General features: G+C 67.4%; 20 protein-coding genes and 2 pseudogenes. 14 read left to right on the top strand and 8 right to left on the bottom strand.

Annotation, left to right across the window (positions count from 1 at the left end):
* Positions 1 to 90: 90 nt before the first annotated feature.
* A complete protein-coding gene (locus tag NSQ78_RS16145) occupies positions 91 to 1,794 on the bottom strand; it encodes a glycosyltransferase family 39 protein (protein ID WP_064238990.1) in 1,704 nt (567 codons plus the stop codon).
* A 131-nt stretch (positions 1,795 to 1,925) separates the two neighbouring features.
* Between NSQ78_RS16145 and NSQ78_RS16140 the strand changes: the two genes are divergently transcribed.
* The 3 genes from NSQ78_RS16140 (at position 1,926) to NSQ78_RS16130 (ending at position 5,280) form a co-directional block, all read left to right on the top strand.
* The gene (locus tag NSQ78_RS16140; RefSeq protein ID WP_053461045.1) at positions 1,926 to 2,639 is read left to right on the top strand and encodes a response regulator transcription factor; all 714 of its coding nucleotides are present in this window, start codon (positions 1,926 to 1,928) and stop codon (positions 2,637 to 2,639) included.
* Positions 2,626 to 3,912, top strand: coding sequence for a HAMP domain-containing sensor histidine kinase (locus NSQ78_RS16135; protein ID WP_064238989.1), 1,287 nt, complete (start codon positions 2,626 to 2,628; stop codon positions 3,910 to 3,912). Before NSQ78_RS16140 ends, NSQ78_RS16135 begins: the two co-directional genes overlap by 14 nt.
* Before the next feature lie 117 nt (positions 3,913 to 4,029).
* Entirely contained in the window at positions 4,030 to 5,280 is a 1,251-nt protein-coding gene (locus tag NSQ78_RS16130) for a DUF819 family protein (RefSeq protein ID WP_057493449.1), read from the top strand.
* Between the two features lie 202 nt (positions 5,281 to 5,482).
* On the opposite strand, the gene NSQ78_RS16125 is transcribed toward NSQ78_RS16130, so the two are convergent.
* The gene (locus NSQ78_RS16125; protein ID WP_049467479.1) at positions 5,483 to 5,707 is read right to left on the bottom strand and encodes a CstA-like transporter-associated (seleno)protein; all 225 of its coding nucleotides are present in this window, start codon (positions 5,705 to 5,707) and stop codon (positions 5,483 to 5,485) included.
* Positions 5,707 to 7,788 carry a carbon starvation CstA family protein gene (locus NSQ78_RS16120; protein ID WP_064238988.1) on the bottom strand — a complete coding sequence of 694 codons (2,082 nt, stop codon included), beginning with the start codon at positions 7,786 to 7,788 and terminating at the stop codon, positions 5,707 to 5,709. Before NSQ78_RS16120 ends, NSQ78_RS16125 begins: the two co-directional genes overlap by 1 nt.
* A gap of 215 nt (positions 7,789 to 8,003) precedes the next feature.
* Between NSQ78_RS16120 and NSQ78_RS16115 the strand changes: the two genes are divergently transcribed.
* Positions 8,004 to 8,855, top strand: a complete 852-nt coding sequence (locus NSQ78_RS16115) for a pirin family protein (RefSeq protein WP_064238987.1) — start codon at positions 8,004 to 8,006, stop codon at positions 8,853 to 8,855.
* 128 nt (positions 8,856 to 8,983) lie between these two features.
* Here the strand turns inward: NSQ78_RS16115 and NSQ78_RS16110 are convergent, their stop codons facing one another.
* The 4 genes from NSQ78_RS16110 to NSQ78_RS16095 all read right to left on the bottom strand — a co-directional run bounded on the left by NSQ78_RS16110 (position 8,984) and on the right by NSQ78_RS16095 (position 14,135).
* Positions 8,984 to 9,442: a hypothetical protein gene (locus NSQ78_RS16110; RefSeq protein WP_049467474.1), complete on the bottom strand. Its 459-nt coding sequence runs from the start codon at positions 9,440 to 9,442 to the stop codon at positions 8,984 to 8,986.
* Positions 9,443 to 9,638: 196 nt separating this feature from the next.
* Complete coding sequence (gene aqpZ, locus NSQ78_RS16105; RefSeq protein ID WP_057493448.1) at positions 9,639 to 10,358, bottom strand: aquaporin Z; 720 nt, start codon at positions 10,356 to 10,358, stop codon at positions 9,639 to 9,641.
* A 121-nt stretch (positions 10,359 to 10,479) separates the two neighbouring features.
* Positions 10,480 to 11,343 carry a pirin family protein gene (locus NSQ78_RS16100; RefSeq protein ID WP_064239677.1) on the bottom strand — a complete coding sequence of 288 codons (864 nt, stop codon included), beginning with the start codon at positions 11,341 to 11,343 and terminating at the stop codon, positions 10,480 to 10,482.
* Positions 11,344 to 12,071: 728 nt separating this feature from the next.
* Entirely contained in the window at positions 12,072 to 14,135 is a 2,064-nt protein-coding gene (locus NSQ78_RS16095; protein WP_049466844.1) for a 3-hydroxyacyl-CoA dehydrogenase NAD-binding domain-containing protein, read from the bottom strand.
* 235 nt (positions 14,136 to 14,370) lie between these two features.
* Here NSQ78_RS16095 and rpoE point away from each other — a divergent pair, with 235 nt between their 5' ends.
* The 9 genes and pseudogenes from rpoE (at position 14,371) to recO (ending at position 23,017) form a co-directional block, all read left to right on the top strand.
* Entirely contained in the window at positions 14,371 to 14,991 is a 621-nt protein-coding gene (gene rpoE, locus NSQ78_RS16090) for an RNA polymerase sigma factor RpoE (protein WP_014038091.1), read from the top strand.
* A pseudogene (locus NSQ78_RS16085) lies at positions 14,988 to 15,868 on the top strand (sigma-E factor negative regulatory protein). The gene rpoE and the pseudogene NSQ78_RS16085 overlap by 4 nt, the downstream one beginning before the upstream one ends.
* A gap of 72 nt (positions 15,869 to 15,940) precedes the next feature.
* A pseudogene (locus tag NSQ78_RS16080) lies at positions 15,941 to 17,472 on the top strand (DegQ family serine endoprotease).
* Positions 17,473 to 17,651: 179 nt separating this feature from the next.
* Positions 17,652 to 19,445 (top strand): translation elongation factor 4, encoded by a 1,794-nt coding sequence (lepA, locus tag NSQ78_RS16075; RefSeq protein WP_049435304.1) that lies wholly within the window; start codon positions 17,652 to 17,654, stop codon positions 19,443 to 19,445.
* A gap of 55 nt (positions 19,446 to 19,500) precedes the next feature.
* Positions 19,501 to 20,295, top strand: coding sequence for a signal peptidase I (gene lepB, locus NSQ78_RS16070; protein ID WP_049464368.1), 795 nt, complete (start codon positions 19,501 to 19,503; stop codon positions 20,293 to 20,295).
* 37 nt (positions 20,296 to 20,332) lie between these two features.
* Positions 20,333 to 20,716, top strand: a complete 384-nt coding sequence (locus NSQ78_RS16065) for a DUF4845 domain-containing protein (RefSeq protein ID WP_049464366.1) — start codon at positions 20,333 to 20,335, stop codon at positions 20,714 to 20,716.
* Positions 20,706 to 21,386, top strand: a complete 681-nt coding sequence (rnc, locus tag NSQ78_RS16060; RefSeq protein ID WP_053461035.1) for a ribonuclease III — start codon at positions 20,706 to 20,708, stop codon at positions 21,384 to 21,386. Before NSQ78_RS16065 ends, rnc begins: the two co-directional genes overlap by 11 nt.
* Entirely contained in the window at positions 21,383 to 22,279 is an 897-nt protein-coding gene (gene era / locus NSQ78_RS16055; protein WP_005410599.1) for a GTPase Era, read from the top strand. Before rnc ends, era begins: the two co-directional genes overlap by 4 nt.
* Before the next feature lie 18 nt (positions 22,280 to 22,297).
* Positions 22,298 to 23,017, top strand: coding sequence for a DNA repair protein RecO (recO, locus tag NSQ78_RS16050; RefSeq protein WP_064238983.1), 720 nt, complete (start codon positions 22,298 to 22,300; stop codon positions 23,015 to 23,017).
* Positions 23,018 to 23,550: 533 nt separating this feature from the next.
* Here recO and NSQ78_RS16045 read toward each other — a convergent pair.
* A complete protein-coding gene (locus tag NSQ78_RS16045) occupies positions 23,551 to 24,279 on the bottom strand; it encodes a response regulator (protein WP_057493175.1) in 729 nt (242 codons plus the stop codon).
* Between the two features lie 127 nt (positions 24,280 to 24,406).
* Here NSQ78_RS16045 and rlmD point away from each other — a divergent pair, with 127 nt between their 5' ends.
* Positions 24,407 to 25,741 carry a 23S rRNA (uracil(1939)-C(5))-methyltransferase RlmD gene (gene rlmD, locus NSQ78_RS16040; protein ID WP_064238982.1) on the top strand — a complete coding sequence of 445 codons (1,335 nt, stop codon included), beginning with the start codon at positions 24,407 to 24,409 and terminating at the stop codon, positions 25,739 to 25,741.
* The last annotated feature ends 25 nt before the right edge of the window (positions 25,742 to 25,766 follow it).

Genomic DNA, 25,766 nt, shown 5'->3' with positions numbered 1-25,766 from the left:
AATCCGCGCTCATGCTCGTCACCTTGATGTCGGAGAAGGGTCGGACGCCCGTTCGCGCCGGGTTAATGACTCCCCGGCGCACGTCAACGTTCAGTCTTCGTCTGCGGTCGATCCTGTCCGCTCGGCATGGCATTCCGGGTTCCATGCGGAGCCGGGAAGCAGTTGCCAACGATTCCTGTTGGCGATGCCGATATCGATCACCTTGGCCGGGTCCACGCAGGGACTCATTGCCTCGTCCAGCACCAGCAACCAGCGCGTGTCCGGCGCCTCGGCCAGCCAGGGGCCGGCATCGTGCCACTGCTCGGCCCAGGGCCGCTTGAAGCCGAACTCGCGCACCGGGCGGTCGGCCTGCAGCAGGTTCTGTTCGCGCCAGGCGACCAGCGCCAGCTCTGCGTCGGGGCCGATCCTCGCGCCCACCCGGCGCATCACCGCGGACGCCGACGCGTACGGGTCCAGCGCCGGGATCAGCACCAGGCCGTAGAGCATCCACAGCATGCCGTGGGCCAACAGCACCAGGGTTGCCGCACGGCGCACCCGCAGCCACACGATCAGCGTGGCCAGGGCGATGGCGAAGGTCAGCAGGCCATCGCCGAGCACCGGCAGCAGCGTATCGGGCATTGCCCGGCGCTCAAGCTGCGCAAGGGCCCAGGGGTGTTCGGTCAGCAGCAGCACGCCGAGCACGCCGGTGGCCAGCATCAGCACGACGCTGTAGCCGAACAGGTAGCGCCGCACGCACAACCGGCGCAGCAGCCCCGGCAGCAACGGGGCCACCGCCAGCGCCATTGCCGGCAGCATCGGCAGTACATAGACCTCGCGCTTGCCCGGGCTGGCGCTGAAGAACACCAGGACCAGAACGGCCCAGCCCAGCAGCAGCCACTGGCGACGGTCGCCACGGCGGATGCGGCGCCACCACGGCTTGAACAGCATCGGCAGCAGCAGGCTGCCCGGCAGCCACAGCGTGAGGATCACCTGCAGGTAATACCAGACCGGTTGGCGGTGGTGCCAGGCGTTGGCATAGCGGGTGCCGGTCTGCTTGAACAACAGTTCGTGGGCATACGACTGCAGGGCCGCACTGGGCTCATGCAACAGGGCCCAGCCCAGCGGGGCGAGCCATACCGCCACGCCGAGCAGGAAGGCCGGGATCAGCCACAGCAGCGTTGCCGGGTGCGGACCGTCCACCCGGTGGCCGCGGCGACGCTGGTACAGCCACCAGCCGAACCACGGCAGCACCATCAGCAGCGGCAGGAAACCCACACCCTTGGTCACCGTGCCCAGGCCCGCCGCGAAGCCGGCCAGCCACAGTGCGGGCAGGTTGCGGCGCTCGCACAGGTGGCGCATCAGGCCCCACAGGGCCACCGTGGTCATGCCCACCAGCACCATGTCGATCTGCGCGCGCTTGGCCATCAGGCCAAACTGCAGGGTGCAGAACAGCGCCGCCAGGGCATACAGGGAATGCCGGGGTGACCACAGCCGCCGTGCCAGGTCCGAAACCAGCCACAGGCTGAGCAGGGCGCCCAGCAGCGACGGCAGCAGGAACGACCACTGCCAGCTGCCGACCAGTTCGTAGGCGGCCGCCTGCAGCCACATGAAGACCGGCGGCTTCTCCGCGTACAGCTCCACGCCCCGGTGCGGCAGCAGCCATTCCCCGCTTTCGACCATGGCGCGGGCCGCCAGCACGAAGCGCGGCTCGTCCGGCGGCTGCGGCTGGCGCAGGCCGATGCCGGCGGCCAACGCAGCGATGATCAGCAGCCACAACAGGGGCAGGCGCCAATGGCGGGGCAGGGCTACGGGCACGGCAGGCTCCGGGAGCAAAACGGCCACTCTGACGTGGCAGGGGTAGGAAAGGCGTCGGAGCGGGCGCACGGCGACCGCATTCCGACATGGTCAGCGCTACCATGGTACGAACTTCCGTGGATCTTTCGTGCATGCGTCTGTTGGTGATCGAGGACAACCGCCAGCTGGTGGCCAACCTGTTCGACTACTTCGAGTCGCGCGGGCACGTGCTCGACGTGGCCCCGGACGGCATCACCGGCCTGCACCTGGCCGGCAGCCACCCCTACGACGCGGTGATCCTGGACTGGATGCTGCCGCGCATGGAGGGGCCGGAGGTGCTGCGCCGCCTGCGCGCCGAGCATGCTTCAGAGGTGCCGGTGATCATGCTGACCGCGCGCGACGAGCTGCCGGACAAGATCACCGGCTTCCGCGCGGGGGCCGACGATTACCTCACCAAGCCGTTCGCCCTCCCCGAACTGGAGGTGCGGCTGGAGGCACTGCTGACGCGTGCGCAGGGCCGCAATCCGCGCAAGCGCCTGCAGGTCGGCGACCTGGTGCTGGACCTGGCGACCCTGGAGGCCCAGCGTGGCGGCCAGGTGCTGCATCTGTACCCGGCCTGCCGCAAGCTGCTGGAGGTGCTGATGCGGGCCAGCCCGGGCGCGGTGACCCGCCAGCAGCTGGAGTTCGCCCTGTGGGGCGACGAGCCACCCGATGGCGATCTGCTGCGCTCACATGTCTACGAGCTGCGGCGCAGCGTCGACGGCCCGTTCGCCGACAAGCTGATCCACACCCTGCCGCGGGTCGGTTATCGCCTGGCGGTGACCGCCGCCAGTGATGCAGGCAAGGATGATGATGAAGGCGCGTAAGCCGGGCCCGCTGTACCGGCGCGTGGTGTGGTGGTTGCTGGGCTACCTGGCCCTGCTGTCGATCGCCGTGTTCAGCGTTGGCAACTACGTGCACGAGCACGCCGAGCATGCGGCCTGGCGCGCACTGCTCAATTCCGAACTGGACAGCATTGTCGACCACACCGAGCACGAGCCCCATTACCGCTGGCAGGACTCGGACACGCTCAGCCTGTTCCGCTTCGACGAGGGCAACATGCCCGAGAGCGTGCGCACGCTGCACCCGGGGCTGCACGACGGCGTGCCGATCAAGGACCGGCAGACCGCAGTGATGGTGCGCGACACCGGCTCGATGGGGCGGGTGGCGCTGGCGCTGGACATCTCCGACTTCCACGACCTGGAGCAGTTCGCCACGCGCTGGGTGATGCTGGCCGGGGTGATCATGATCTTCGTCACCGTGTTGATGGCGTCGTTCGGCATGGAGCGCATGGTGCGCCCGCTGAGCCTGCTGGCCCAGCACATCGGCGCCCTGCGCCCAGGGGTGCAGGGCCAGCGTATCGAGGTCGACCCGCGCGGCAGTTCCGAGCTGCACACCATCGCCGATGCGTTGAACGATTACCTTGACCGCAACGAGCAGTTCGTCGAGCGCGAGCGGGTCTTCATCAGCACCACCAGCCACGAACTGCGCACGCCGATCGCGGTGATGACCGGTGCCGCCGAACTGGCACTGGAGCAACCGGGCCTGCCCGAGCGCGCCCGCCAGCAGATGCAGCGGGTGCTGCGCACCGCGCAGAGCGTGGAGCAGCTGATCGAGCTGCTGCTGGTGTTGGCACGTGACCCGGCGCGCCTGGCCGCGCGTGCCGAGCGTATCGCGCTGGACCAGCTGCTGCCGGAAATCGTCGACGACCATCGCCACCTGCTCGGCGACAAGGACCTGAGCATCGGCATCCAGGCCGCACCGGTGGATATCGTCGCGCCGATGGCGGTGGTGCAGGCGGCGATCGGCAACCTGCTGCGCAATGCCATCGAGAACAGCGGTCGCGGCCATATCGAACTGCAGCTGAGCCCGTCGGCGGTGCTGACCCTGCAGGACCCGGGCCATGGCATGAGCCCGGAGGAGATCGCTGCCATCCACGCGCGCATGGCCCGTGGCGGACGCGCCGATCGTGGCGGCGGTATCGGGCTGGACCTGATTGCGCGCTTGTGCGAACACCTGGGCTGGACCCTGCAGCTGCACCCCTGCGAACCGCGCGGGACGCGCGTCACCCTGGACTTCGGCGCTTCGCGCCCCGCCTGACCGGCTCCCGCCCGCTGCGCACTGCCGCATGACCCGGCGTGAAGACAATGTTAATCTCAACCTGCGCCGCTTTATGCGGCGCTTTTTTTTCCGCTCTTTCGATCGACAGAGGATCCCATGCCGACCGAACCCGCTCCTGCCCTGATCAGCAACGACATCGTTGGACTGGGCCTGATTGCCGCCACCCTGGCCCTGATCTTCTGGGCCGCCAGTGGTCCGACGCCGCTGCTGAAGAAGATCTTCGCCTGGGTGCCGGCCCTGCTGCTGTGCTACTTCATCCCCGCCATCTACAACACCGCCGGTGTCATCGATGGCCACAACACCTCGCTGTACAACCCGGTCGCGCGTGACGTGCTGCTGCCGGCCGCGCTGGTCCTGCTGACGCTGTCGATCGACCTGAAAGGCATCGCCAAGCTCGGCCCGAAGCTGCTGATCGTGTTCTGCGCCGGTACGGCCGGCATCATGCTCGGTGCGATCGTCTCGTTCCAGCTGATGAAGCTGATCCACCCGGAAACCGTGGCCGGTGATACCTGGGCCGGCATGGCCGCGCTGGCCGGCAGCTGGATCGGGGGCGGCGCCAACATGGTGGCCATGCGCGAGGTGTTCGGCACCGACGCCACCACCTTCGGCCAGTTCGCCGTGGTCGACGTGGCCTGTGCCAGCCTGTGGATGGCGATCCTGCTGTTCCTGGCCAACCGCGCGCAGCAGATCGACACCCGCAACGGGGCCGATACCCGCGCCATCGACGAGATGAAGGCACGGATCAGCGCCTACGAGGCACAGAACGCGCGCATTCCCAGCATGACCGACCTGATGGTGATCGTCGGCGTGGCACTGGGGGGCGTCGGCCTGGCCCACGCCATCGCCGCACCGCTGTCGGGCTGGTTCAAGGCCAACGTCAGCTGGGCCAGCCAGTTCAGCCTGGACAGCCAGTTCGTGTGGGTGATCCTGCTGTCCACGGCGATGGGCCTGGGCTTGAGCTTCACCCGTGCACGCCGGCTGGAAGCGGCAGGCGCTTCACGGCTGGGCACGGTGTTCCTGTACTTCCTGATCGCCTGCATCGGCATGCAGATGAACCTGCTGTCGCTGCTGGATCGGCCGTGGCTGTTCCTGCTCGGCGCGATCTGGATGGCCACGCACGTGCTGGTGCTGTGGGGGGTAGCCAAGCTGCTGCGCGCGCCGCTGTTCTTCTTTGCGATCGGTTCGCAGGGCAACATCGGCGCGGCGGCGTCGGCACCGGTGGTGGCCGCGGCGTTCCACCCGACGCTGGCGCCGGTGGGCGTGCTGCTGGGTACCGTGGGCTATGCCACCGGTACCGGGCTGGCCTATGTCACCGGCCTGATCCTGAAGTGGATGGCCAACGGCTGAGTGGGGCGCCCTGGCTGCGCTTTCCCGCGATCGGCGGTCGATCCACGCCATGCGTGGATGCACTTCATCGAGACCCATGAACAAAGAAGGGGTCAGATCCGTTTCCCGGAGGAAACGGATCTGACCCCTGATGCTTCTCGCCGTCACCGGAAATCTGTCGAAGGTGGGGGCCGGGCTGCAAGCCCGGCACCCACCTCACTCCTCAACAGCAGCGGCCACCGTTGCGTCCGCCGTAGCGCGCTTCCTGGCGCTCGCGGAAGAACGTCTTGTAGTCCATCGGCTCCTGGTCCGGGTGCTTTTCCAGCATGTGCCGGACGTAGTTGTCGTAATCGGGAATGCCACAGCACAGCCGTGCGGTCTGCACCAGGCGCCGCCAGATGCGGCGGTGCGCCTGGTACTGCCCCACGGGAACCAGTTGCGTGCTCATCACAGGTCCACCATTTCATGCGGCTTCAATGCCACGTAAGGGGTCTCGCGGTCGCTGCGCTGCGGATTGCGGCGTGCCGCCAGGATGGTCTTGATCGAATACACCAGCACCGCACCCACCACCAGCAGGAACAGCGCGGTCAGGCCGGTGTTGACGTAGGCGTTGACCACGATCTGCTTCATCTGCGCCACCGACTTGGCCGGTGCCGTGATGGTGTCGCTGGCGAGCGCCGCCTGGAACTTGTGTGCCTGCGCCAGGAAGCCCTGCGCCGGGTTGCTGTCGAAGATCTTGATGAAGCCGGCGTAGGTGGTGCAGATCAGCAGCCACACCGCCGGTACCGCGGTGACCCACGCATAGCGGTCACGCTTCATCTTGAACAGCACCACCGTGCCCAGCATCAGCGCGATGCCGGCCAGCATCTGGTTGGAGATGCCGAACAGCGGCCACAGGGTCTGGATGCCGCCGAACGGGTCGACCACGCCGGTGTAGAGCAGGTAGCCCCACAGCGCCACGCAGCCGGCGGTACCGATGATATTGGCGGTCCACGACTCGGTCTTCTTCAGGGCCGGCACGAAGTTGCCCAGCAGGTCCTGCAGCATGAAGCGCCCGGCGCGGGTGCCGGCGTCCACTGCGGTCAGGATGAACAGTGCTTCGAACAGGATCGCGAAGTGGTACCAGAACGCCATCATCGCGTCGCTGCCACTGGGTATCGCTTCGTGCAGGATCTGCGCGATGCCCACCGCCAGGGTCGGCGCACCACCTGCACGATGCAGGATGGTCGGTTCACCGATCGCCGCCGCGGTCGCGGTCAATTGCTCGGGCGTGATGGTGAAGCCCCAGGTGTTGGTGATGTAGTGCGCCGCCGAGGCCACATCGGCACCGATCACCGCCGCCGGGCTGTTCATCGCGAAGTAGATGCCCGGATCGATGATCGAGGCCGCCACCAGTGCCATCACCGCCACGAACGATTCCATCAGCATGCCGCCGTAGCCGATGTAGCGCATGTGCGCTTCATTGGCCAGCAGCTTCGGCGTGGTGCCGGAGGAAATCAGCGCGTGGAAACCGGATACCGCGCCGCAGGCGATGGTGATGAACAGGAACGGGAACATGCCGCCTTTCCACACCGGGCCATCACCGCTGGCGGCGAACTGGGTCAGCGCCGGCATCTTCAGTTCCGGCATGACCACCAGGATGCCGATGGCCAGCGCGATGATGGTGCCGATCTTGAGGAAGGTCGACAGGTAATCACGCGGGGCCAGCAGCAGCCACACCGGCAGCACCGAAGCGACGAAGCCGTAGCCGATCAGCATCCAGGTGATCTGGGTGCCGGTGAAGGTGAACGCCGGGCCCCACACCGGGTCGGCGGCGACCTTGCCGCCGTACCAGATCGCGGCCAGCAGCAGGATCAGGCCGACCACCGAGATCTCGCCGATCCTGCCGGGGCGGATGTAGCGCATGTACACGCCCATCAGGATCGCGATGGGCATCGTCGCGATCACCGTGAACATGCCCCACGGGCTTTCGGCCAGCGCCTTGACCACCACCATCGCCAGCACCGCCAGGATGATGATCATGATCAGGAACGCGCCGAACAGCGCGATGGTCCCGGGCACCTGGCCCATCTCTTCGCGCACCAGGTCGCCCAGCGAACGGCCGTTGCGACGGCTGGACAGGAACAGCACCATGAAGTCCTGCACTGCGCCGGCCAGCACCACGCCCACCACCAGCCACAGCAGGCCGGGCAGGTAGCCCATCTGCGCGGCCAGCACCGGGCCGACCAGCGGGCCGGCACCGGCAATGGCGGCGAAGTGGTGGCCGAACAGGACGTGCTTGTTGGTCGGCACGTAGTCCAGGCCATCGTTGTTGATCACCGCCGGGGTGGCCCGGGTCGGATCCAGCTGCATCACCTTGTTGGCGATGAACAGGCTGTAGAAACGGTAGGCGACCAGGTACAGCGAGACCGCGGCCACCACGATCCACAGTGCGTTGATGTGCTCGCCGCGGCGCAGGGCCACGGTGCCCAGACAGAATGCGCCGAGCAGGGCGAGTACCGCCCAGCCCAGTTTGGAAAACCCTTTCATGAGGTGCTCTCTCCCGGAAAGACAGTCAAAGAGTCCCGCGTGCCCTCGACAGGGTCAATTGGCACAGGACGAATCGGCGGTAGTACTTTGGTCGTACGACGGTGGTGCTGACGTGCAGCGAACATCAGGGATGGAACAATCGGTTGCGGTGCCATCCATTGGCGTAAGGCCGCGTGGCGTCCATCTTGACCGGCATCCATCCAACAGGAGTCGCCATGAGCCTTCCCGAACCGGTCCGCGTGCTGCGGACCATCCGTGGCATGCCCACGTCCGACGGTGCCGGCGTGCGCCTGACCCGCGTCATCGGCGGCCCGACGCTGCCGGACCTGGACCCGTTCCTGCTGCTCGATGAATTCGGCACCGACCGGGCCGAGGACTACATCGCCGGCTTCCCGGAACACCCGCATCGCGGTTTCGAGACCGTCACCTACATGCTCGATGGACGCATGCGGCATCGCGACAACCACGGCAACGAGGGCCTGCTGACCCCGGGCAGCGTGCAGTGGATGACCGCCGGCCGCGGCCTGGTGCACTCGGAGATGCCCGAGCAGGAAAGCGGGCAGATGCGCGGCTTCCAGCTGTGGGTGAACCTGCCGGCGAAGGAGAAGATGACCGCGCCGAAGTACCAGGAGTTCGCGCCCGAGCGCATTCCCGTGGTGCAGCCGGCCGCCGGCGTGGAAGTGAAGGTGATCGCCGGCACGGTCGATGGCACCCGCGGCCCGATCGTGCAGCCGGCCACCGAGCCGCTCTACCTCGACATCACGCTGGCGCCCGACCGCGCCTGGACCTACACGCTGCCGGAGGGCCACAACGCTTTTGCCTACGTGTTCGAAGGTGCGCTGACGGTGGGCGAGCAGGATGCCGCCCGCGATGTCGCGCGCCAGGAACTGGCGGTGCTGGGCGGTGGCGAACAGCTGCACGTGTCGGCCGGCAGCGAAGGCGCGCGGCTGATCCTGGTGGCCGGCCGTCCGTTGCGCGAGCCGGTGATGCGGCACGGCCCGTTCGTGATGAACACGCGGCAGGAACTGATGCAGGCCTTCGTCGATTTCCAGGAAGGCAGGTTCTGAGGGAGTGCCGGCCACTGGCCGGCAACTGCTTTTGATCAGGATCGAAGGGTTTGCCGGCCAGCGGCCGGCACTACCTGCGGATCGAGGTGTATTGCGGGGATGCTGCCAGGCAGTCATCCCCGTCACCTTCAGCGCCCGGCGGCCACGGCCGACGGCGTCAGGCTCATGCCCTGCGCCAGCTGTTGCAGTGAGCCCAGCTCCTGCGCGCTGTCCGGATACAGCGCAATCTGCGCGTAACGCCCTTTGTCGATCTTGACCACGCTGATGCGCCGTTCGGCGTAACCCGGCGGTTGCTGGCCGCCCAGGTCGGGCTGGTACCAGTACAGCGATTCACCGCCGAAGCTGCCTTTTTCCTGGCGCAGCGAGCGGTTCAACGGAATGGCGGGATCACGCGCGCTGAGCATCAGGCTCAGCACTTCGCGACCGTCAGCGGTGCTGGCGCGGCAGACCAGGAAATCGGCCTGCACCTGCTGCTGCCACTGCAGGCCACTGCTGGCCGGCAGCGAAGGACATTCGGACGGTGCCTGCGCGGCGGCCTGGGCCGCGGCGAACAACAGGCTCGACAAGATGACAGGCACGAACTTCATGCATCCCCCAAGGTGATGAGTTGTTTGGCTCCGCCAGCAGGCCCGGCGGCATGGCATCCCATCCCCGGATGCCGCCCCTTCCGGCATGTGCACGGATGGTCAACTCAACCTTAACGGAACGTGAGCAATCGCACAATTCGCGGTTACAGACGTAACCATTGCGGCCGCAGGGCGGTCGCAATGGGTGCCTCATGGATCAGCGGTCGTTGCCGATCCACTTGTAGATCAGGCCGCCGATCGCGCCGCCCAGCAGGGGGGCGACCCAGAACAGCCACAGCTGGCTGACCGCGCCGCTGCCGGCAAAGAAGGCCACGGCGGTGGAGCGGGCCGGGTTCACCGAGGTGTTGGTGACCGGAATGCTGATCAGGTGGATCAGGGTCAGCGACAGGCCGATGGCCAGCGGGGCGAAACCGGCCGGTGCCTTGCCGTGGGTGGAACCCATGATCACGATCAGGAACACCGCCGTCAGCACCACTTCGCACAGGAAGGCGGCTGCCACGCTGTATCCACCGGGCGACAGCGCGCCATAGCCATTGCTGGCGAACGCACCCGCCTGGCTGCCATCGATGGCGAAGCCACTGGCGCCGGAGGCGATCTGCAGCAGGATGAAGCCGGCCAGCAGGCCGCCGGCAACCTGGGCGATGATGTACGGCACCAGATCCCTGGTGGGGAAGCGACCACCGGCCCACAGCCCGACGCTGACTGCCGGGTTGAAGTGCGCGCCGGAGATATGGCCGAACGCATAGGCGCCGGTCACCACGGTCAGGCCGAAGGCCAGCGCCACGCCCAGGAAGCCGATCCCCAGCGGATTGCCGTCGCCACCGAACTTGGCGGCCAGCACCGCACTGCCACAGCCCCCCAGAACCAGCCAGAACGTGCCGAGGAATTCGGCGGACAAGCGTTTACCCATGCTCATGTGTTGCAATCGTTTGACGGTCTAAAGTGTGATTTATGTCACATTTCAGTGATCAGCGGGTGACTGTAGCGTCAACGCCGGGTGCAGGGATACACCTTCGGATGTGTGCAACACGCGATGTTCAGTACTGCGGCAGCGGGATGAATTCCTTGTCGTCGCCGGGGATGGTGCCGAAGCGACCGGCCTCCCAGTCCTGCTTGGCCTGCTCGATGCGCTCCTTCGAGCTGGACACGAAGTTCCACCACAGGTGGCGTGGGCCATCCAGCGGCTCACCGCCAAACAGCATCGCCTTCACCGGCGTCTTCGCGCGCAGGCGGCCGCGTGCGCCGGCCTCGGGAATCACCAGGTGCTGCGCAGGAATGTCCACGCCATCCAGCTGCGCCTCGCCTTCGAGGATGTACAGCGCGCGCTCGCGGTGGCCGTCGTCGATATCGATTTCGGCATCGGGGTCGAGATCGATGGCCACGTTGAGGGTGTCGGCGAACACCTTCACCGGCGATTCCTCGCCGTAGGCGCGGCCGGCGATCACACGCAGCCAGGCGCCGTTGCGGCGCTGCTCGGGCAGGGTGGCAGCGGCATGGTGGTAGAACGCCGGCTCGATTTCCTCGTGCGACTTCGGCAGCGCGACCCAGGTCTGCATGCCGTGGATCGGATTGTCATGGTCGCGGTCCGGTTGCGGCGTCCGCTCGGAATGGGCGATGCCGCGGCCGGCGGTCATCCAGTTGACGTCACCGGGGCGGATCACCTGATCCGAGCCCAGCGTGTCGCGGTGCCCGATCGCGCCCGACCACAGGTAGGTGACGGTGGCCAGGCCGATGTGCGGGTGCGGACGCACGTCGATGGCGGTGCCCGGGTGCATCAGTGCCGGACCCATCTGGTCGACGAACACGAACGAACCGATGCTGCGCGCCTGCAGGGTGGGGACGGCGCGACGGACTTCCAGGCCGCCGATGTCATGCACGCGCGGGGCGATGATGGTGGTCATGCGGGCGTTCTCGCTGGCAGGGATCAAGGGTGCCAGCATGGCATGTGGTCGTGATGGGTACATGCCCCATGCGGGTAACAGGGTGTTCCAGCCAACGGCGCAGCCCCTCGTGGCTGTGGGGGTGGTCGCTGAAGGCGGAAGCAAGATCAAAAGCCGCGCTTGGCCGGGCGGGTGGGTTGCGCAGGACACGCCGTAAACCCCGCTCCGCGGTCCGGCCCAGCCGCTGGCGGCTGTGCGTTCGGGCGCTTGCGAAGCAGTGCTTCGCAAGCAAAGCGCCCTCACCCATGGGGGCTCGATGGCGCCATCCATGGCGCCAACGGTCCTGCGCAACCCACCCGCCCGACCTCTGACAGTTTCCGTGTGCGTCCAGCCACGGAGAAGAAAAAAGAAAATCAAAATCAAACGCGGGTCGCTTCGCTCCTGGTGTCGACCAAGGTCGACACCCACCAGTTCGTAATGATCCGTGCCGAACAAGGTCGACACCTACAGCCATCGCAGTTCACCCACCGTCACCGGGAAACTGTCAGGGGTGGGGCGGTGTCGGGTTGCGGGGTGTCCGCGGCATGGATGCTGCGGCCAAGCCCCCAAGGACGGGTTTACGGCGTCCCCGCAACCCGACACCGCCCCGCCCAACAAACAGAAAAGCCAGAGCCGCTTTGGCTCTGGCTTCTGCTGTGGAACTTGACGTTGCCTCTGCGGGTGCCGGGCCGCAGGCCCGGCCGATGAACTCAGACCACCGGTTCGCGCAGGGCGGGGTTGTCCCAGCCCGGGCGCGGGGCGAAGCGGTCGCCGTGGCGCTGCTGCAGCGCCTTCAGCCGCTCGACGATCGCATCGGCACCGACCGCGCGGATGTGCTGGATCGGACCGCCGCGGAACGGCGCGAAACCAGTACCGAAGATCACGCCAGCATCCAGCAGGTCCGCGTCGGCCACCACGCCCTCGTGCAGGCAGGCCACCGCTTCGTTCAACAGCGGCAGGATCAGGCGGTCCTCCAGATCGGCAGGGGCCTGGTAGTCACTGGCCACGTCCGGCTTCTTCGGCTTGCCGTTCTCCCAGGTGTAGATGCCCTGGCCATCCTTCTTGCCGCGCTTGTCCGGTTCCACCGTCTGCAGGGCGGCCGGGATCTGCAGGCCCAGGAACGGCGCCAGTTCGCGGCCGACGCCGGCGGCCACGTCCAGGCCAACCGTGTCGATCAGCTCGATCGGGCCCATCGGCATGCCGAACTTCACCGCAGCCCTGTCGATCACCGGGCCCGGAATGCCCTCGGCATAGGCGGTGGCCGCTTCCAGCATGTACGGGAACAGCACGCGGTTGACCAGGAAGCCCGGGCTGCCGGCCACCGGCACCGGGAACTTGCCCAGCGCCTTGCAGAACGCGGCCAGGCGGCGCTCGGTTTCCGGCGCCATGCCGTCGTGGTGGATGATCTCCACCAGCGGCATCTGCGCGACCGGGTTGAAGTAGTGCAGGCCAGCGAACTGCGCCGGGCGCTGGATGTGGTCGCGCAGTTCCACCAACGGAATCGAGGAGGTGTTGGTGGTCAGCAGCGCGTCCAGCTTCATCTTCGGTTCCAGCGTCTGGTACAGCGCACGCTTGGCCTCAGGGTTCTCGATGATCGCTTCGATCACCAGGTCGGCCTCGGCCACACCGTGGCCTTCCAGGTCGGCGCGCAGGCGCGCGGCCACGGCAGGGCGCTTGCTTTCATCGCGCACCTTCTTGGCGAACAGCGCCTGCGCGCGCTCCATGGCCGGGTCGATGAAGCGCTGCTCGCGGTCCTGCAGGGTCACCTCGAAGCCCTTGTAGGCGGCCCATGCGGCGATGTCACCGCCCATCACGCCGGCACCGACCACGTGCACGTGGCGGATGCCGGAATCACCGCCGCCCAGGCCCTTCAGGCGTTCGGTCAGGAAGAAGATGCGGATCAGGTTGCGCGCGGTCGGCGTGCTCGCCAGCTTCACCACCGCACGGCGTTCGGCGTCCAGGCGGGCCTGGATCGGCTTGCCGCCGCTGCGCTGCCAGGTGCTGATCAGCGCATACGGCGCCGGATACTGGTCCTTCTTCGCCTTGCGCGCGACCTGCTTGACCATCTGCGGGGCCAGCAGCGTGCGCGCCAGCCAGGTGTTGGTGGCCCACGCGGTGGCGCGCTGCTTGAACGGGCGGGTGGTGCCGGACAGGGCCAGCGCCACGGCGGTGTCGAGCACCACTGCCGGTGCCACCACCTTGTCGACCAGGCCGATGCCACGCGCGGCCGAGGCCGACAGGGTACGGCCGGTCAACATCATGTCCATCGCTGCGGGAGCGCCCACCAGCTGCGGCAGGCGGGCGCTGCCGCCCCAGCCGGGGAAGATGCCCAGCTGGGTTTCCGGCAGGCCGATGCGGGTGCTGCTGTCATTGGACGCCACACGGTAGCGGCAGGCCAGCGCCAGCTCGGTGCCGCCGCCCAGGCAGTGGCCGTGGATGGCCGCCACCGTAGGGCAGGGCAGCTCGGCCAGCTTCTGGTACGTGGCCTGGCCGCGACGGATCGCGTCGTTGACGGTGCCGCGCCGATCGAATTCCTGGAACTCCTTCAGGTCGGCACCGGCAATGAAGCCGGCCTTCTTCAACGACTGGATGACCACGCCCTTGGGCGGGTCCAGGGCAATGCGCTCAAGCAGGTCGCCCAGTTCCAGCAGCACGTCCTGCGACATCGCATTGACGCTGCTGTCCTGGCGATCCAGGGAGAGAACCACCACGCCGTCGTCGCGGATCTCGGGGTGCCAGTGGCTGAAGCGGAGACCATCGAAGCCTGAGAGCATGGACGTTCCATCCGGTTGTGTATGGAGAAGCGGCTATGATCCAGAGGTTGTTTCCCCCGCGTCAAATCCCAATAGCAGGGGTGTGGCGTCCCCGGATCCATGGCCGTGGACCGGAACGCTAACGGAACGGTGGTTAAAAGCTGGTGCGGCGCCAGGTGATCGGCGACTGAACTTTTCCCGGGATTGGCAGTCTCATTGCCCGACGTCGGTTGGGCTGACAGGAGTGCGGCCCCTCATGGCCGATGTTGATACACCTCAGGAGCTGGATCTGGAGCTGGTCCGGCGCGTGCAGCACGGCGAGAGTGCCGCGTTCGATGTCCTGGTGCGCAAGTACCAGCATCGGGTCGTGGCCCTGGTCGGTCGCTACATCGCCGACTGGAGCGAATGTCAGGACGTCGCCCAGGACACTTTCATCCGTGCCTACCGCGCGATCGGGAGTTTCCGTGGCGATGCCCAGTTCTCAACCTGGTTGCATCGAATCGCCGTGAATACCGCCAAAAACTACCTGGCTTCACACAATCGACGGCCGCCGACCGATGACATCGACATCGGCGATGCCGAACAGTTCGACAGCGGTACCCGCCTGCGCGACACCGATACGCCCGAACGCGAGTTGATGCGCCAGGAACTGGAACAGACGGTCATGAAGGCCGTCAACGCGCTGCCGGAAGAACTCCGGTCGGCGATCACCCTGCGCGAGGTGGAAGGCCTGAGCTACGAGGATATCGCGCAGAAGATGGGGTGCCCGATCGGCACCGTGCGTTCACGGATCTTCCGGGCGCGCGAGGCGATCGACACCGAACTCCGGCCGCTGTTGGACATCGGCAGCGCCACCCGTGAGAAGAGCCGCGTATGACCAGTAACCCGTTCAACGAATCGCAGAACCATCAATCGCCCGCCGGACAGCGCCTGGACCAGCGCCATCGCGAGCAGCTGTCGGCGCTGGTCGATGGCGAGCTCGGTGCCGATGAAGCGCGCTTCCTGCTACGCCGCATGGAGCACGACCCCGAACTGGCCGGCTGCCAGGAGCGCTGGCAGCTGCTGGGCGACGTGATGCGCGGGCAGGCCCCGGCGCTGGCGCCGGCCGGCTTCAGCGCCGCCGTGGCCGCTGCCATCGCCGCCGAGCCGGTGCCACCGTCCGAGCCGCGTCGCCAGGTGCGCCGCGGTGGCTGGCGGGCCTGGGGCGGCGGCGCCGCCCTGGCCGCGTCGGTGGCCGCCGTCGCGCTGTTCATCGGCGGTGAGAAACTCAAGGAGGCGACGCCGGGTGAGCCGCTGGCGCCGCAGGTGATCGCCAGCCAGGCGGAACTGGCGCGGCGCCGACCGCACCGGCCGCGGTGACCGAGGCGTCGGTGGATACGGCCGCGATGGCCGTGGCTGCTGCGCCGGCCGTGGCGATGGCCGCCTCCAGCCGCCGCCAGGACGCCCGCCGTGCCAGCGCCACGCGTACCCAGCAGTCCGGGCGTGCCGCGCAGCGCGATGAGGCCCCGCAACGGGCCATCGCCGCAGCGCCGGCGCCGTTGACCCCGACCGTGCCGGCCAACGCCAACCGCAACCTGCCGTTCGGCGAGGTGGGCGGATTGCAGGCCCGGCCGTGGCCGCGCTCCAGCCTGGCGCCCGCTGCCGGTGGCGCACTCAATGCCAGCTTCCCGGCCCATGCCGGCGGCGCGGCGTTCTACCCGTTCGAGCCGCGCCTGCAGGACGAGCTGCCGGTGCCGCCGCGCCCGCGCGACTGAGCCGGGCCTTCACGCCCCGCCGTCGGCGGGGCCCGTATTCCTCTTTCCATCCGACCCGGAGGTTGCCGTCCGATGATTCCCCGACTTCGCACGCAGGCCATTGGCCTGCTGGCCCTGACCCTTCCCCTGGCGGCCTGCGCGCAGGCGCGGCGCCCGTCGCGCAGACCCAGCCCGCGCCAGCCGCGGCCGCGCGGGCACCGGCGCAGCCGCTGGTCAGTGGCCTGCCCGACTTCACCAACCTGGTCGAACAGGTCGGCCCGGGCGTGGTCAACGTCGATACCACCATCGTCCGCAACAATCGCCAGGCCGCGCGCGGCCCGATGGGCGACGATGACATGCCGGAGTTCTTCCGCCGCTTCTTTGGTCCCGACTTCCCGATGCCGGGGCAGGGGCCGGGTGGGCCGGACGGTGGCCCCAGCATCAAGGGCCGTGGCATGGGCTCGGGCTTCATCATCTCGCCCGATGGCTATGTGCTGACCAACTACCATGTGGTGGCCGACGCCAGCGACGTGAAGGTCAAGCTGGGCGACAGCCGTGAGTTCACCGCCAAGGTGGTGGGCAGCGACCAGCAGTACGACGTCGCGCTGCTGAAGATCGATGGCAAGAACCTGCCGACCGTGCGCGTGGGGGATTCCAACACCCTGAAGCCGGGCCAATGGGTCGTCGCGATCGGCTCGCCGTTCGGCCTCGACCATTCCGTTACCGCGGGCGTGGTCAGCGCCGTCGGCCGCAGCACGGGGGGCCCCGACCAGCGCTACGTGCCGTTCATCCAGACCGACGTGGCGATCAACCAGGGCAATTCCGGTGGCCCGCTGCTGAATACCCGCGGCGAGGTGGTCGGCATCAACTCGCAGATCTTCTCCGCCTCCGGCGGCTACATGGGCATCAGCTTCGCGATCCCGATCGATCTGGCGATGAGTGCGGTCGAGCAGATCAAGAAGAGCGGCAAGGTCACCCGGGGCCAGCTCGGCGCGGTGGTCGAGCCGATCGATTCGCTGAAGGCGCAGGGCCTGGGCCTGCCGGACAGCCGTGGCGCCCTGGTCAACCAGATCGTGGCCGGCAGTGCGGCCGCCAAGGCGGGCGTGCAGGTGGGCGATGTCATCCGCTCGGTCAACGGCAGCCCGGTCAACAGCTGGTCCGATCTGCCGCCGCTGATCGGTGCAATGGCGCCGGGCAGCAAGGTCAACCTGGTGGTGTACCGCGACGGCAAGCCGCATGACCTCAGCGCGACCCTGACCGCACTGAGTGAAGACGGCCAGGCCACTGCCCGCGGGCCGGCGGCCGGCGGGGCCGAGGCGGCGCCGCAGACCGGCGTCAATGCCCTGCTGGGGCTGGACGTGAGCGACCTGAGCGCGGCCCAGCGCAAGCAGTTCGGGCTCAACAGCAACGAAGGCGTGCGTATCACCGCGGTCAAGGGCCAGGCCGCTCGTGATGCCGGGCTGTCGCCGGGCATGGTGATCCTGCAGGTTGGCCGGGTCGCGGTCGGCAGCGTGGATGCCCTGAACCGGGCGCTGTCCAGCTTCAAGAAGGACGACGTGGTGATGCTGCTGGTCCGCACGGCCAACGGCAACAGCGCCTTCGTGGCGGTCAAGGCCGGCCAGTAAGGCCCGCCGGGGCCGCTCCGGCGGCCTGCGTCTCCCCCCGAAGCCCCGCCCTGGCGGGGCTTCGGCCGTTCCAGGGCGGGCACGATGCGGCCGTTTTCGCGGCGGGGCGCCGGGCATGCGATAATCGACCGTTACCCTGACGACGCCGCGCGCCGCCGCCACCTATGTCTTCTGATTCGATGCGGAACATCCGCAACTTCTCCATCATCGCCCATGTCGACCACGGCAAGTCCACGCTGGCCGACCGCATCATCCAGCTCTGTGGTGGCCTGCAGGCCCGCGAGATGGAAGCGCAGGTGCTCGACTCCAATCCGATCGAGCGCGAGCGTGGCATCACGATCAAGGCACAGTCGGTGTCGCTGCCCTACCTGGCCAAGGACGGGCAGACCTACCACCTGAACTTCATCGACACCCCCGGGCATGTCGACTTCTCCTATGAAGTCAGCCGCTCGCTGGCCGCCTGCGAAGGCGCGCTGCTGGTGGTCGATGCGGCGCAGGGCGTGGAAGCCCAGTCGGTGGCCAACTGCTACACCGCCGTGGAGCAGGGCCTGGAAGTGGTGCCGGTGATCAACAAGATCGACCTGCCCACCGCCGACATCGAGCGCGCCAAGGCCGAGATCGAGGCCGTGATCGGCATCGATGCCTCCGACGCCGTGCCGGTCAGTGCCAAGACCGGCCTGAACGTGCAGGACGTGCTGGAAGCGATCGTGCACCGCATTCCGCCGCCGGCGCCGCGCGACACCGACAAGCTGCAGGCGCTGATCATCGACTCGTGGTTCGACAACTACCTCGGCGTGGTGTCGCTGGTGCGCGTGATGCAGGGCGAGATCAAGGCCGGTGACAAGCTGCAGGTGATGTCGACCGGCCGCAACCACCAGGTCGACAACGTCGGCGTGTTCACGCCGAAGCGGAAAGTGCTGCCGGCGCTGCGTGCCGGTGAAGTGGGTTGGGTCACCGCCAGCATCAAGGACGTGCATGGTGCGCCGGTCGGCGACACCCTCACCCTGGCTGGCGACCCGGCGCCCAAGCCGCTGCCGGGCTTCCAGGAAATGCAGCCGCGCGTGTTCGCCGGCCTGTTCCCGGTCGATGCCGAGGACTACCCGGACCTGCGCGAAGCGCTGGACAAGCTGCGCCTGAACGATGCCGCGCTGCGCTTCGAGCCGGAAAGCTCCGAAGCGATGGGCTTCGGCTTCCGCTGCGGCTTCCTGGGCATGCTGCACATGGAAATCGTGCAGGAACGCCTGGAACGCGAATACAACCTGGACCTGATCAGCACCGCGCCGACGGTGGTGTACGAGGTCCTGAAGACCGATGGCTCGATCATCAACATGGACAACCCGGCCAAGCTGCCGCCGGTGAACCAGGTCGAGGAGATCCGCGAGCCGATCATCCGCGCCAACGTGCTCACCCCCGAGGAGTACATCGGCAACATCATCAAGCTGTGCGAAGAAAAGCGCGGCAGCCAGATCGGCATCAACTACCTGGGCAGCCAGGTGCAGATCAGCTACGAGCTGCCGATGGCCGAGGTGGTGCTGGACTTCTTCGACAAGCTGAAGTCGGTCAGCCGCGGCTATGCCTCGCTCGATTACCACTTCGTGCGCTTCGACGCAGGCCCGTTCGTGCGCGTGGACGTGCTGATCAACGGTGACAAGGTCGATGCGCTGTCGCTGATCGTGCACCGCAGCCACGCCGACCGCCGTGGCCGCGAACTGTGCGAGAAGATGAAGGACCTGATCCCGCGCCAGATGTTCGACGTGGCCATCCAGGCTGCCGTCGGCTCGCAGATCATCGCCCGCACCACGGTCAAGGCCATGCGCAAGAACGTGCTGGCCAAGTGCTATGGTGGCGACGTTTCGCGCAAGAAGAAGCTTCTGGAAAAGCAGAAGGAAGGCAAGAAGCGCATGAAGCAGGTCGGACGCGTGGAGATTCCGCAGGAAGCGTTCCTGGCCGTCCTGCAGATGGACAACAAGTAAGGCCCGCACCGGCCCTGCGGGGCCGGTCGTTTGGTGACGTTGCAAAGGACCCTGAATGAAACTGTTTGAGATCCTCCTGGTCGTGCTGACCCTGGCCTCGGGCCTGATCCTGCTCGCGGACAAGCTGTACCTCGCCAAGCGTCGCGCCCAGCGCGCGGGCCTGCTCGACTCCGAGCCGGTGCTGGTGGATTACTCGCGTGCGTTCTTCCCGGTGCTGGCGATCGTGCTGATCGTGCGCAGTTTCATCGCCGAGCCGTACAAGATCCCGTCCAGCTCGATGATGCCGAACCTGCTGATCGGCGATTTCATCCTGGTCAACAAGTTCTCCTACGGCCTGCGCCTGCCGATCAGCAACACCAAGATCGTGCCGTTTGGCGAGCCGTCGCGCGGTGACGTGGTGGTGTTCCACTTCCCCGGCCACAGCGACAACGATCCGGCCAAGGGCGAGAACTTCATCAAGCGCGTGATCGGCGTCCCGGGTGACACCGTGGTCTTCGAAGGCGACGGCGTGATCCTCAACGGCGAGCCGCTGAAGTACGACAACAAGGGCATCTATGCCGGGCACAAGGGCCAGGGCGAGGGTGCCAACCTGCTGGTCGAGCACCTGCCGGGCCGCACCCACACCGTGCTGGAGACCGACTACCCGCGTGGCCAGGGCCAGTGGACCGTGCCGGCCGGCAAGTACCTGGTGATGGGCGACAACCGTGACAACAGCGATGATGGCCGTTTCTGGGGGCTGCTGCCGGAAGAAAACCTGCGCGGCAAGGCCTTCCTGATCTGGCTGAACTGCCAGGGCTGGTTCTGCAAGGATGGCTTCGAGCCGTCGCGGATCGGCTCGGGCATCAACTGAGTACCTTCACATCCAACGCGTATCTGGGGAGAACGCAATGAAGACGATGAACACGCAGCGTGGCATGACCCTGACCTCGTTCCTGACGGTCCTGATCGTGGTCGGTTTCTTCCTGTACATCGGCATGAAGCTGTTCCCGATGTACCAGGAGTATTACGCGGTGCGCTCGGCGATGAAGAGCCTGGCCAACGAGCCGGGCGTGGGCAGCATGGAGCCGGCCCGGATCCAGGATCTGTTCTTCAAGCGCCTGTACATCAACTACTCGGAAAACGTGAAGCCGGCCAACGTGAAGTTCGACCGTCGCGACAATGGCTGGACCCTCAAGGTCAACTACGAAGTGCGCCGTCCGCTGGTCGGCAACCTGGATGTGGTTGGCAAATTCGATTCATCCCAGGACCTGACCCGAAGCGGTGCCGAATAAACCTTTCCAACGTGGCGACCTGATCGGTCATCCCTTCCGCGACCCGGCGCTGCTCACGCAGGCGCTGACCCATCGCAGTGCCGGCGCGCCGCACAACGAGCGCCTGGAATTCCTGGGCGACAGCATCGTCAACATGATGGTGGCCGAAGCGCTGTACCAGCGCTGGCCCAAGACCGACGAGGGCGCGCTGACCCGCGCCCGCGCCGAGCTGGTGCGCGAGGGGGCGCTGGCGCTGATCGCCCGCACGCTGCAGCTGGGCGAACGCCTGACGCTGGGGCCGGGCGAGATGAAGTCCGGCGGCCACCGCCGCGATTCGATCCTGGCCGATGCGCTGGAAGCCGTGGTGGCTGCGATCTACCTGGATGCCGGTTTCGAGGCCTGCCGGGCGGTGGTACTGCCCTGGTTCAGCGCTTCGATCGAGGCACTGCCGGCCTCCGGCCGGCCCGAGAAGGACCCCAAGACCCGCCTGCAGGAATGGCTGCAGGCCCGACAGAAGGCGTTGCCGCAGTACGAACTGGTGTCAGAATCCGGTGACGACCACGCCAAACATTTCCGGGTACGCTGCAACGTAGCTGACCCGGCCGCCAGCACCGAGGGCGAAGGCCCCTCGCGGCGGCTTGCCGAACAACAGGCGGCTGCGGCCGTCCTAGAACAACTGGATTCCAAGTGAGCGAACAAACTCCCCATCATTGCGGCAGCGTGGCCGTCATCGGCCGCCCGAACGTGGGCAAGTCGACCCTGACCAATGCCCTGGTCGGCGCCAAGGTCAGCATCGTCTCCAACCGCCCGCAGACCACGCGCCATCGCCTGCTGGGCATCGCCACCTATCCGGAAGGCCAGCTGGTGCTGGTCGATACCCCCGGCCTGCACAAGGTGCAGAAGCGGGCGATGAACCGGGTGATGAACCGCGCTGCGCGCGGCTCGCTGGAAGGCGTCGACGCCGGCCTGCTGGTGATCGAAGCCGGCCGCTGGGACGAAGAGGACAGCCTGGCCTTCAACGTGCTGCGCGACGCCGGCATCCCGGTGGTGCTGGTGGTCAACAAGATCGATCGCCTGAAGGAAAAGGGCGCGCTGCTGCCGTTCCTGCAGCAGGTGACCGAAGGCCGCGACTTCGCCGCGGTGCACCCGATCTCGGCGCAGAAGCGCAACGGCCTGGAAGCGTTGGTGCGCGACGTGCTGAAGCTGCTGCCCGAAGCCCCGCCGATGTTCGGCGAGGACGAGATCACCGACCGCAGCCAGCGCTTCCTGGCCGGTGAACTGGTGCGCGAGCAGCTGATGCGCCAGCTCGGCGAGGAACTGCCTTACGCCACCACGGTCGAGATCGAGCGCTTCACCGAAGACGGCAATCTGCTGCGCATCGGTGCGGTGATCTGGGTCGAGCGCGAGGGCCAGAAGGCCATCGTGATCGGCAAGGGCGGCGCCCGCCTGAAGGAGATCGGCGCCAAGTCGCGCCTGCAGATGGAACGCCTGTTCGGAGCCAAGGTGTTCCTGGAAACCTGGGTGCGCGTGCGTGAAGGCTGGTCCGACGACGAGGCCGCACTGAAGGCCTTCGGCTACGAGTAAGCGGTCGCGGTCGCTTCGATGATGATCGAGGACGACACCGGCTTCGTGCTGCACGCACGGGCCTACCGCGAGACCAGCCTGCTGGTCGAAGTGTTGAGCGCGCAGCACGGCCGTATCGGACTGCTCGCGCGCGGCGTGTCCACCGCAAAGGGCCAGGTGCTGCGCGCGGCCCTGCAGCCGTTGCAGTGGATCCGCTTCAGTGCCCAGCAGCGCGGTGAACTGGCCCAGCTGCGGGGTGCCGAAGCGCTGGATGCGGCGCCACGCCTGGTCGGCCAGGCGATGCTGGCCGGCTTCTACCTGAGTGAACTGACCCTGCGCCTGGCCCCGCGCCAGGACCCGCTGCCGGAGCTGTACCTGGCTTACGGCGAAGCACGCGCACGGCTGGCGATAGGTGCCGGGCTGGCCTGGACCCTGCGCCGCTACGAACGCGAGCTGCTGGCCGCGCTGGGCCTTGGCTTTGCGCTGGACAGTGCCAGCGACGGCCAGCCCATCGACCCGGCGGCGCGCTACGAACTGGACCCGCAGGAGGGGGCGCAGCGCCTGCTGAGCGAGCGTGGCGGGGAGCGTCGGGCGGCGGCCACTGGCTCGGCGCTGCTGGCCCTGGCGGCCGACGAAGAGCCGGATGCCGCCGATCTGGCCAGCCTGCGCCTGCCGATGCGGCGGGTCCTGGCCCATCATCTGGGCGCGCGCGGGCTGAAGTCCTGGGAAATGCTCGAGCAGCTTGCGCCCCGCAGGTAGGGGAGGGCTTTGGCAGGGCTTGCAGCCCTGCACCTGCCGAAGCCGAATCAACGGCAACGTCAACGGCAAAAGCTGGCTGTCCGTGGGTAGGCGGGGTGGGTCCGGTTGAGGGGGCGCTGCAAGTACGTCCATGTAAGCTCGGTCGCCGCATCCATGCGGCTCACGCCCCCTCAACCGGACCCACCCCGCCTTCGACAGATTCGTGCGAGCTGTCGGAATGGCATGGGGTCGGATCCGTTTTCCGCAGGAAAACGGATCCGACCCCAGATTGATTTCGATATCTGATAGAGATTCATCCACGCATGGCGTGGATCTACCCGATCGCGGAAAACTGTCAGAGGTGGGGCGGTGTCGGAGGGCGGGGTGTCAGCCGCATGGATGCGGCTGCCAAGCCCCCATGGATGGGTTCACGGCGTCCCCGCCCTCCGACACCGCCCCGCCAACCCACGGAATGCCAGCTTTTGCTTTTGCTGTTGCTTTTGCCTTGGTTTGAAGCCTCTGCGGGTGCAGGGCGCAGCCCTGCCGAACACCCCTCAATGCAGCAGGGCAGCTACCGCGTCGCGGAACCCCGCCTGGGCCTGCCCGGAGTCGGGTGCGTAATGCAGCTGGCGCACGGCCCGGCCCAACCGGGCCGCCCCCACGAAGCCACAGCTCGCCTGCAGCCGATGCAACTGGCTGCGCAGCTGGCGCTCGTCGTGCTGGTCCACCGCCTGCTCGACCGCGTCGCGCACACCGGGCAACTCGGCCAGGAACAGCTCGCGCAGGGCGATCAGATGGTTGCGCTGGCCATTGAGCGCGGCCAACGCCGCAGTCTCGTCCCAGTCCTGCACCTGCAGTTCGACGGCGGCCGGGGCCTGCGCCACGAAAATTCCCGCCGGGCTGTTGACCAGGGCGCGGCGCACTGCTTTCAGCAGCTGGTCGCGTCCGAGGGGCTTGACCAGCGTGTCACTGAAGCCGGCTTCGCGCAGGCGGGCGTGGATGGTGGCATCGCCGTCGGCGGTATGCGCCAGCGCCGGCGTGTCAGGATGGGATCGGCGCAGTTCGCGCAGCAGCTGCGCGCCATTGCCGTCCGGCAGGTTGACGTCGATCAGCCACAGATCATGCGCGCCGGGTTCGGCACTGGCCAGCGCACTGGCCAGCGAATCTGCGGTGTCCACATCCGCCGGTAACGTTTCCAACGCCGCCTTGAAAAAACCGCGGCTGATGATGTCGTCCTCGACAAGCAGGAAGCGGGGCCGTGCGGCCCGCGGGGTCATCTGCATCAGGGCTGCCTCCATGTCAGCTGGCCCAATCATCAAGCACGACGGCCACCGGCGCAAGCGGGTCCGGACCCCATCAGTCAGGATCTGCGACAATACGCCCCCATTTTTGCCCGCAGCCTGTTGCCACGTGGCCCGATCCCGCTCCCGCACCGACCGTACCCCGTTCCAGACCGAGATCCTCGACCTCAGCCATGATGGTCGCGGCGTCGCCCGCCGTGAAGGCGAGGGCGGCAAGGTCACCTTCGTCAGCGGCGCCCTGCCCGGTGAGGTGGTGAAGGCTGAACAGACCGCCCGCAGCCGCCATTTCGACGAGGCACGCACGCTGGAGGTGCTGCAGGCCTCGCCGCAGCGGGTGACGCCGAAGTGCCCCCATTTCGGCACCTGTGCCGGTTGCGTGCTGCAGCACCTGGACGAGGCCCAGCAGATCGTCGCCAAGCAGCGCGTGCTGATGGACAACCTGGAGCGGATCGGCCATGTGAAGCCGGGCACCGTGCTGCCGCCGCTGGTCGGCGAGAGCTGGGGTTACCGCCGCAAGGGCCGCTTCTCGGTGCGCCGGGTCGAGAAGAAGGACAAGACCCTGGTCGGCTTCCGTGAACAGGATCCGCGTTTTGTCGCCGACCTCAGCCAATGCCTGACGGTGATTCCGGAAATCGGCACCAAGGTCGAGGCGCTGTCCACCTTCATCGAATCGCTCGATGGCAAGCGCGACATCCCGCAGATCGAGTTCATCGCCGGTGACCAGGCGGTGGTGCTGACCGTGCGCCACCTGCAACCGCTCAGCGATGCGGACCGCGCGGCCTGGGCGGCCTTCGGCCAGCAGCATGGGTTCGTGATCTACCTGCAGTCCGGCGGCGTGGACACCGTGCAGCCGCTGGACGGGCAGGGCGTGCCGCTGTCGTTCCGGCTGGCGCCGTGGGACGTTGAACTGGCGTTCCGCCCGCTGGATTTCATCCAGGTCAATGCCAAGCTCAACGAGAAGATGATCGCCCATGCCCTGGACCTGCTGCAGCCGGGCGAGGACGAGCGCGTGCTGGACCTGTTCTGTGGCCTGGGCAACTTCACCCTGCCGCTGGCCCGCCGTGTGCGCGAGGTGGTGGGCGTGGAGGGCGATGCCGGCCTCGTCGCGCGTGCGCGTGAGAACGCCGGGCGCAACGGCCTGGCCAACGCACAGTTCTTCAGCGCCGACCTGACCCAGGACCAGCGCAGCACCCCGTGGATGCGCCAGGGCTTCGACAAGCTGCTGCTGGATCCGCCGCGCTCGGGCGCGATCGAAGTGCTGCAGCAGCTGCCGCTGAAGCAGTTCAAGCGCATCGTCTACGTCAGCTGCCACCCGGGCTCGCTGGCACGCGATGCCGGCTATCTGGTCAACGAACAGGGCTTCACCCTGGTCAGTGCCGGTGCGATGGACATGTTCCCGCACACCGCGCACGTGGAAAGCATCGCGGTATTCGAGAAGCGCTGAGCGGCGGTCATCACCCGTGGCGCAT

The organism is Stenotrophomonas sp. FSL W7-1447, assembly GCF_037966425.1.
Taxonomy (GTDB): Bacteria; Pseudomonadota; Gammaproteobacteria; order Xanthomonadales; family Xanthomonadaceae; genus Stenotrophomonas; species Stenotrophomonas pavanii.
The sequence above is the reverse complement of the archived record's forward strand: the minus strand, read 5'-3'. Positions and strand labels throughout refer to the sequence as shown.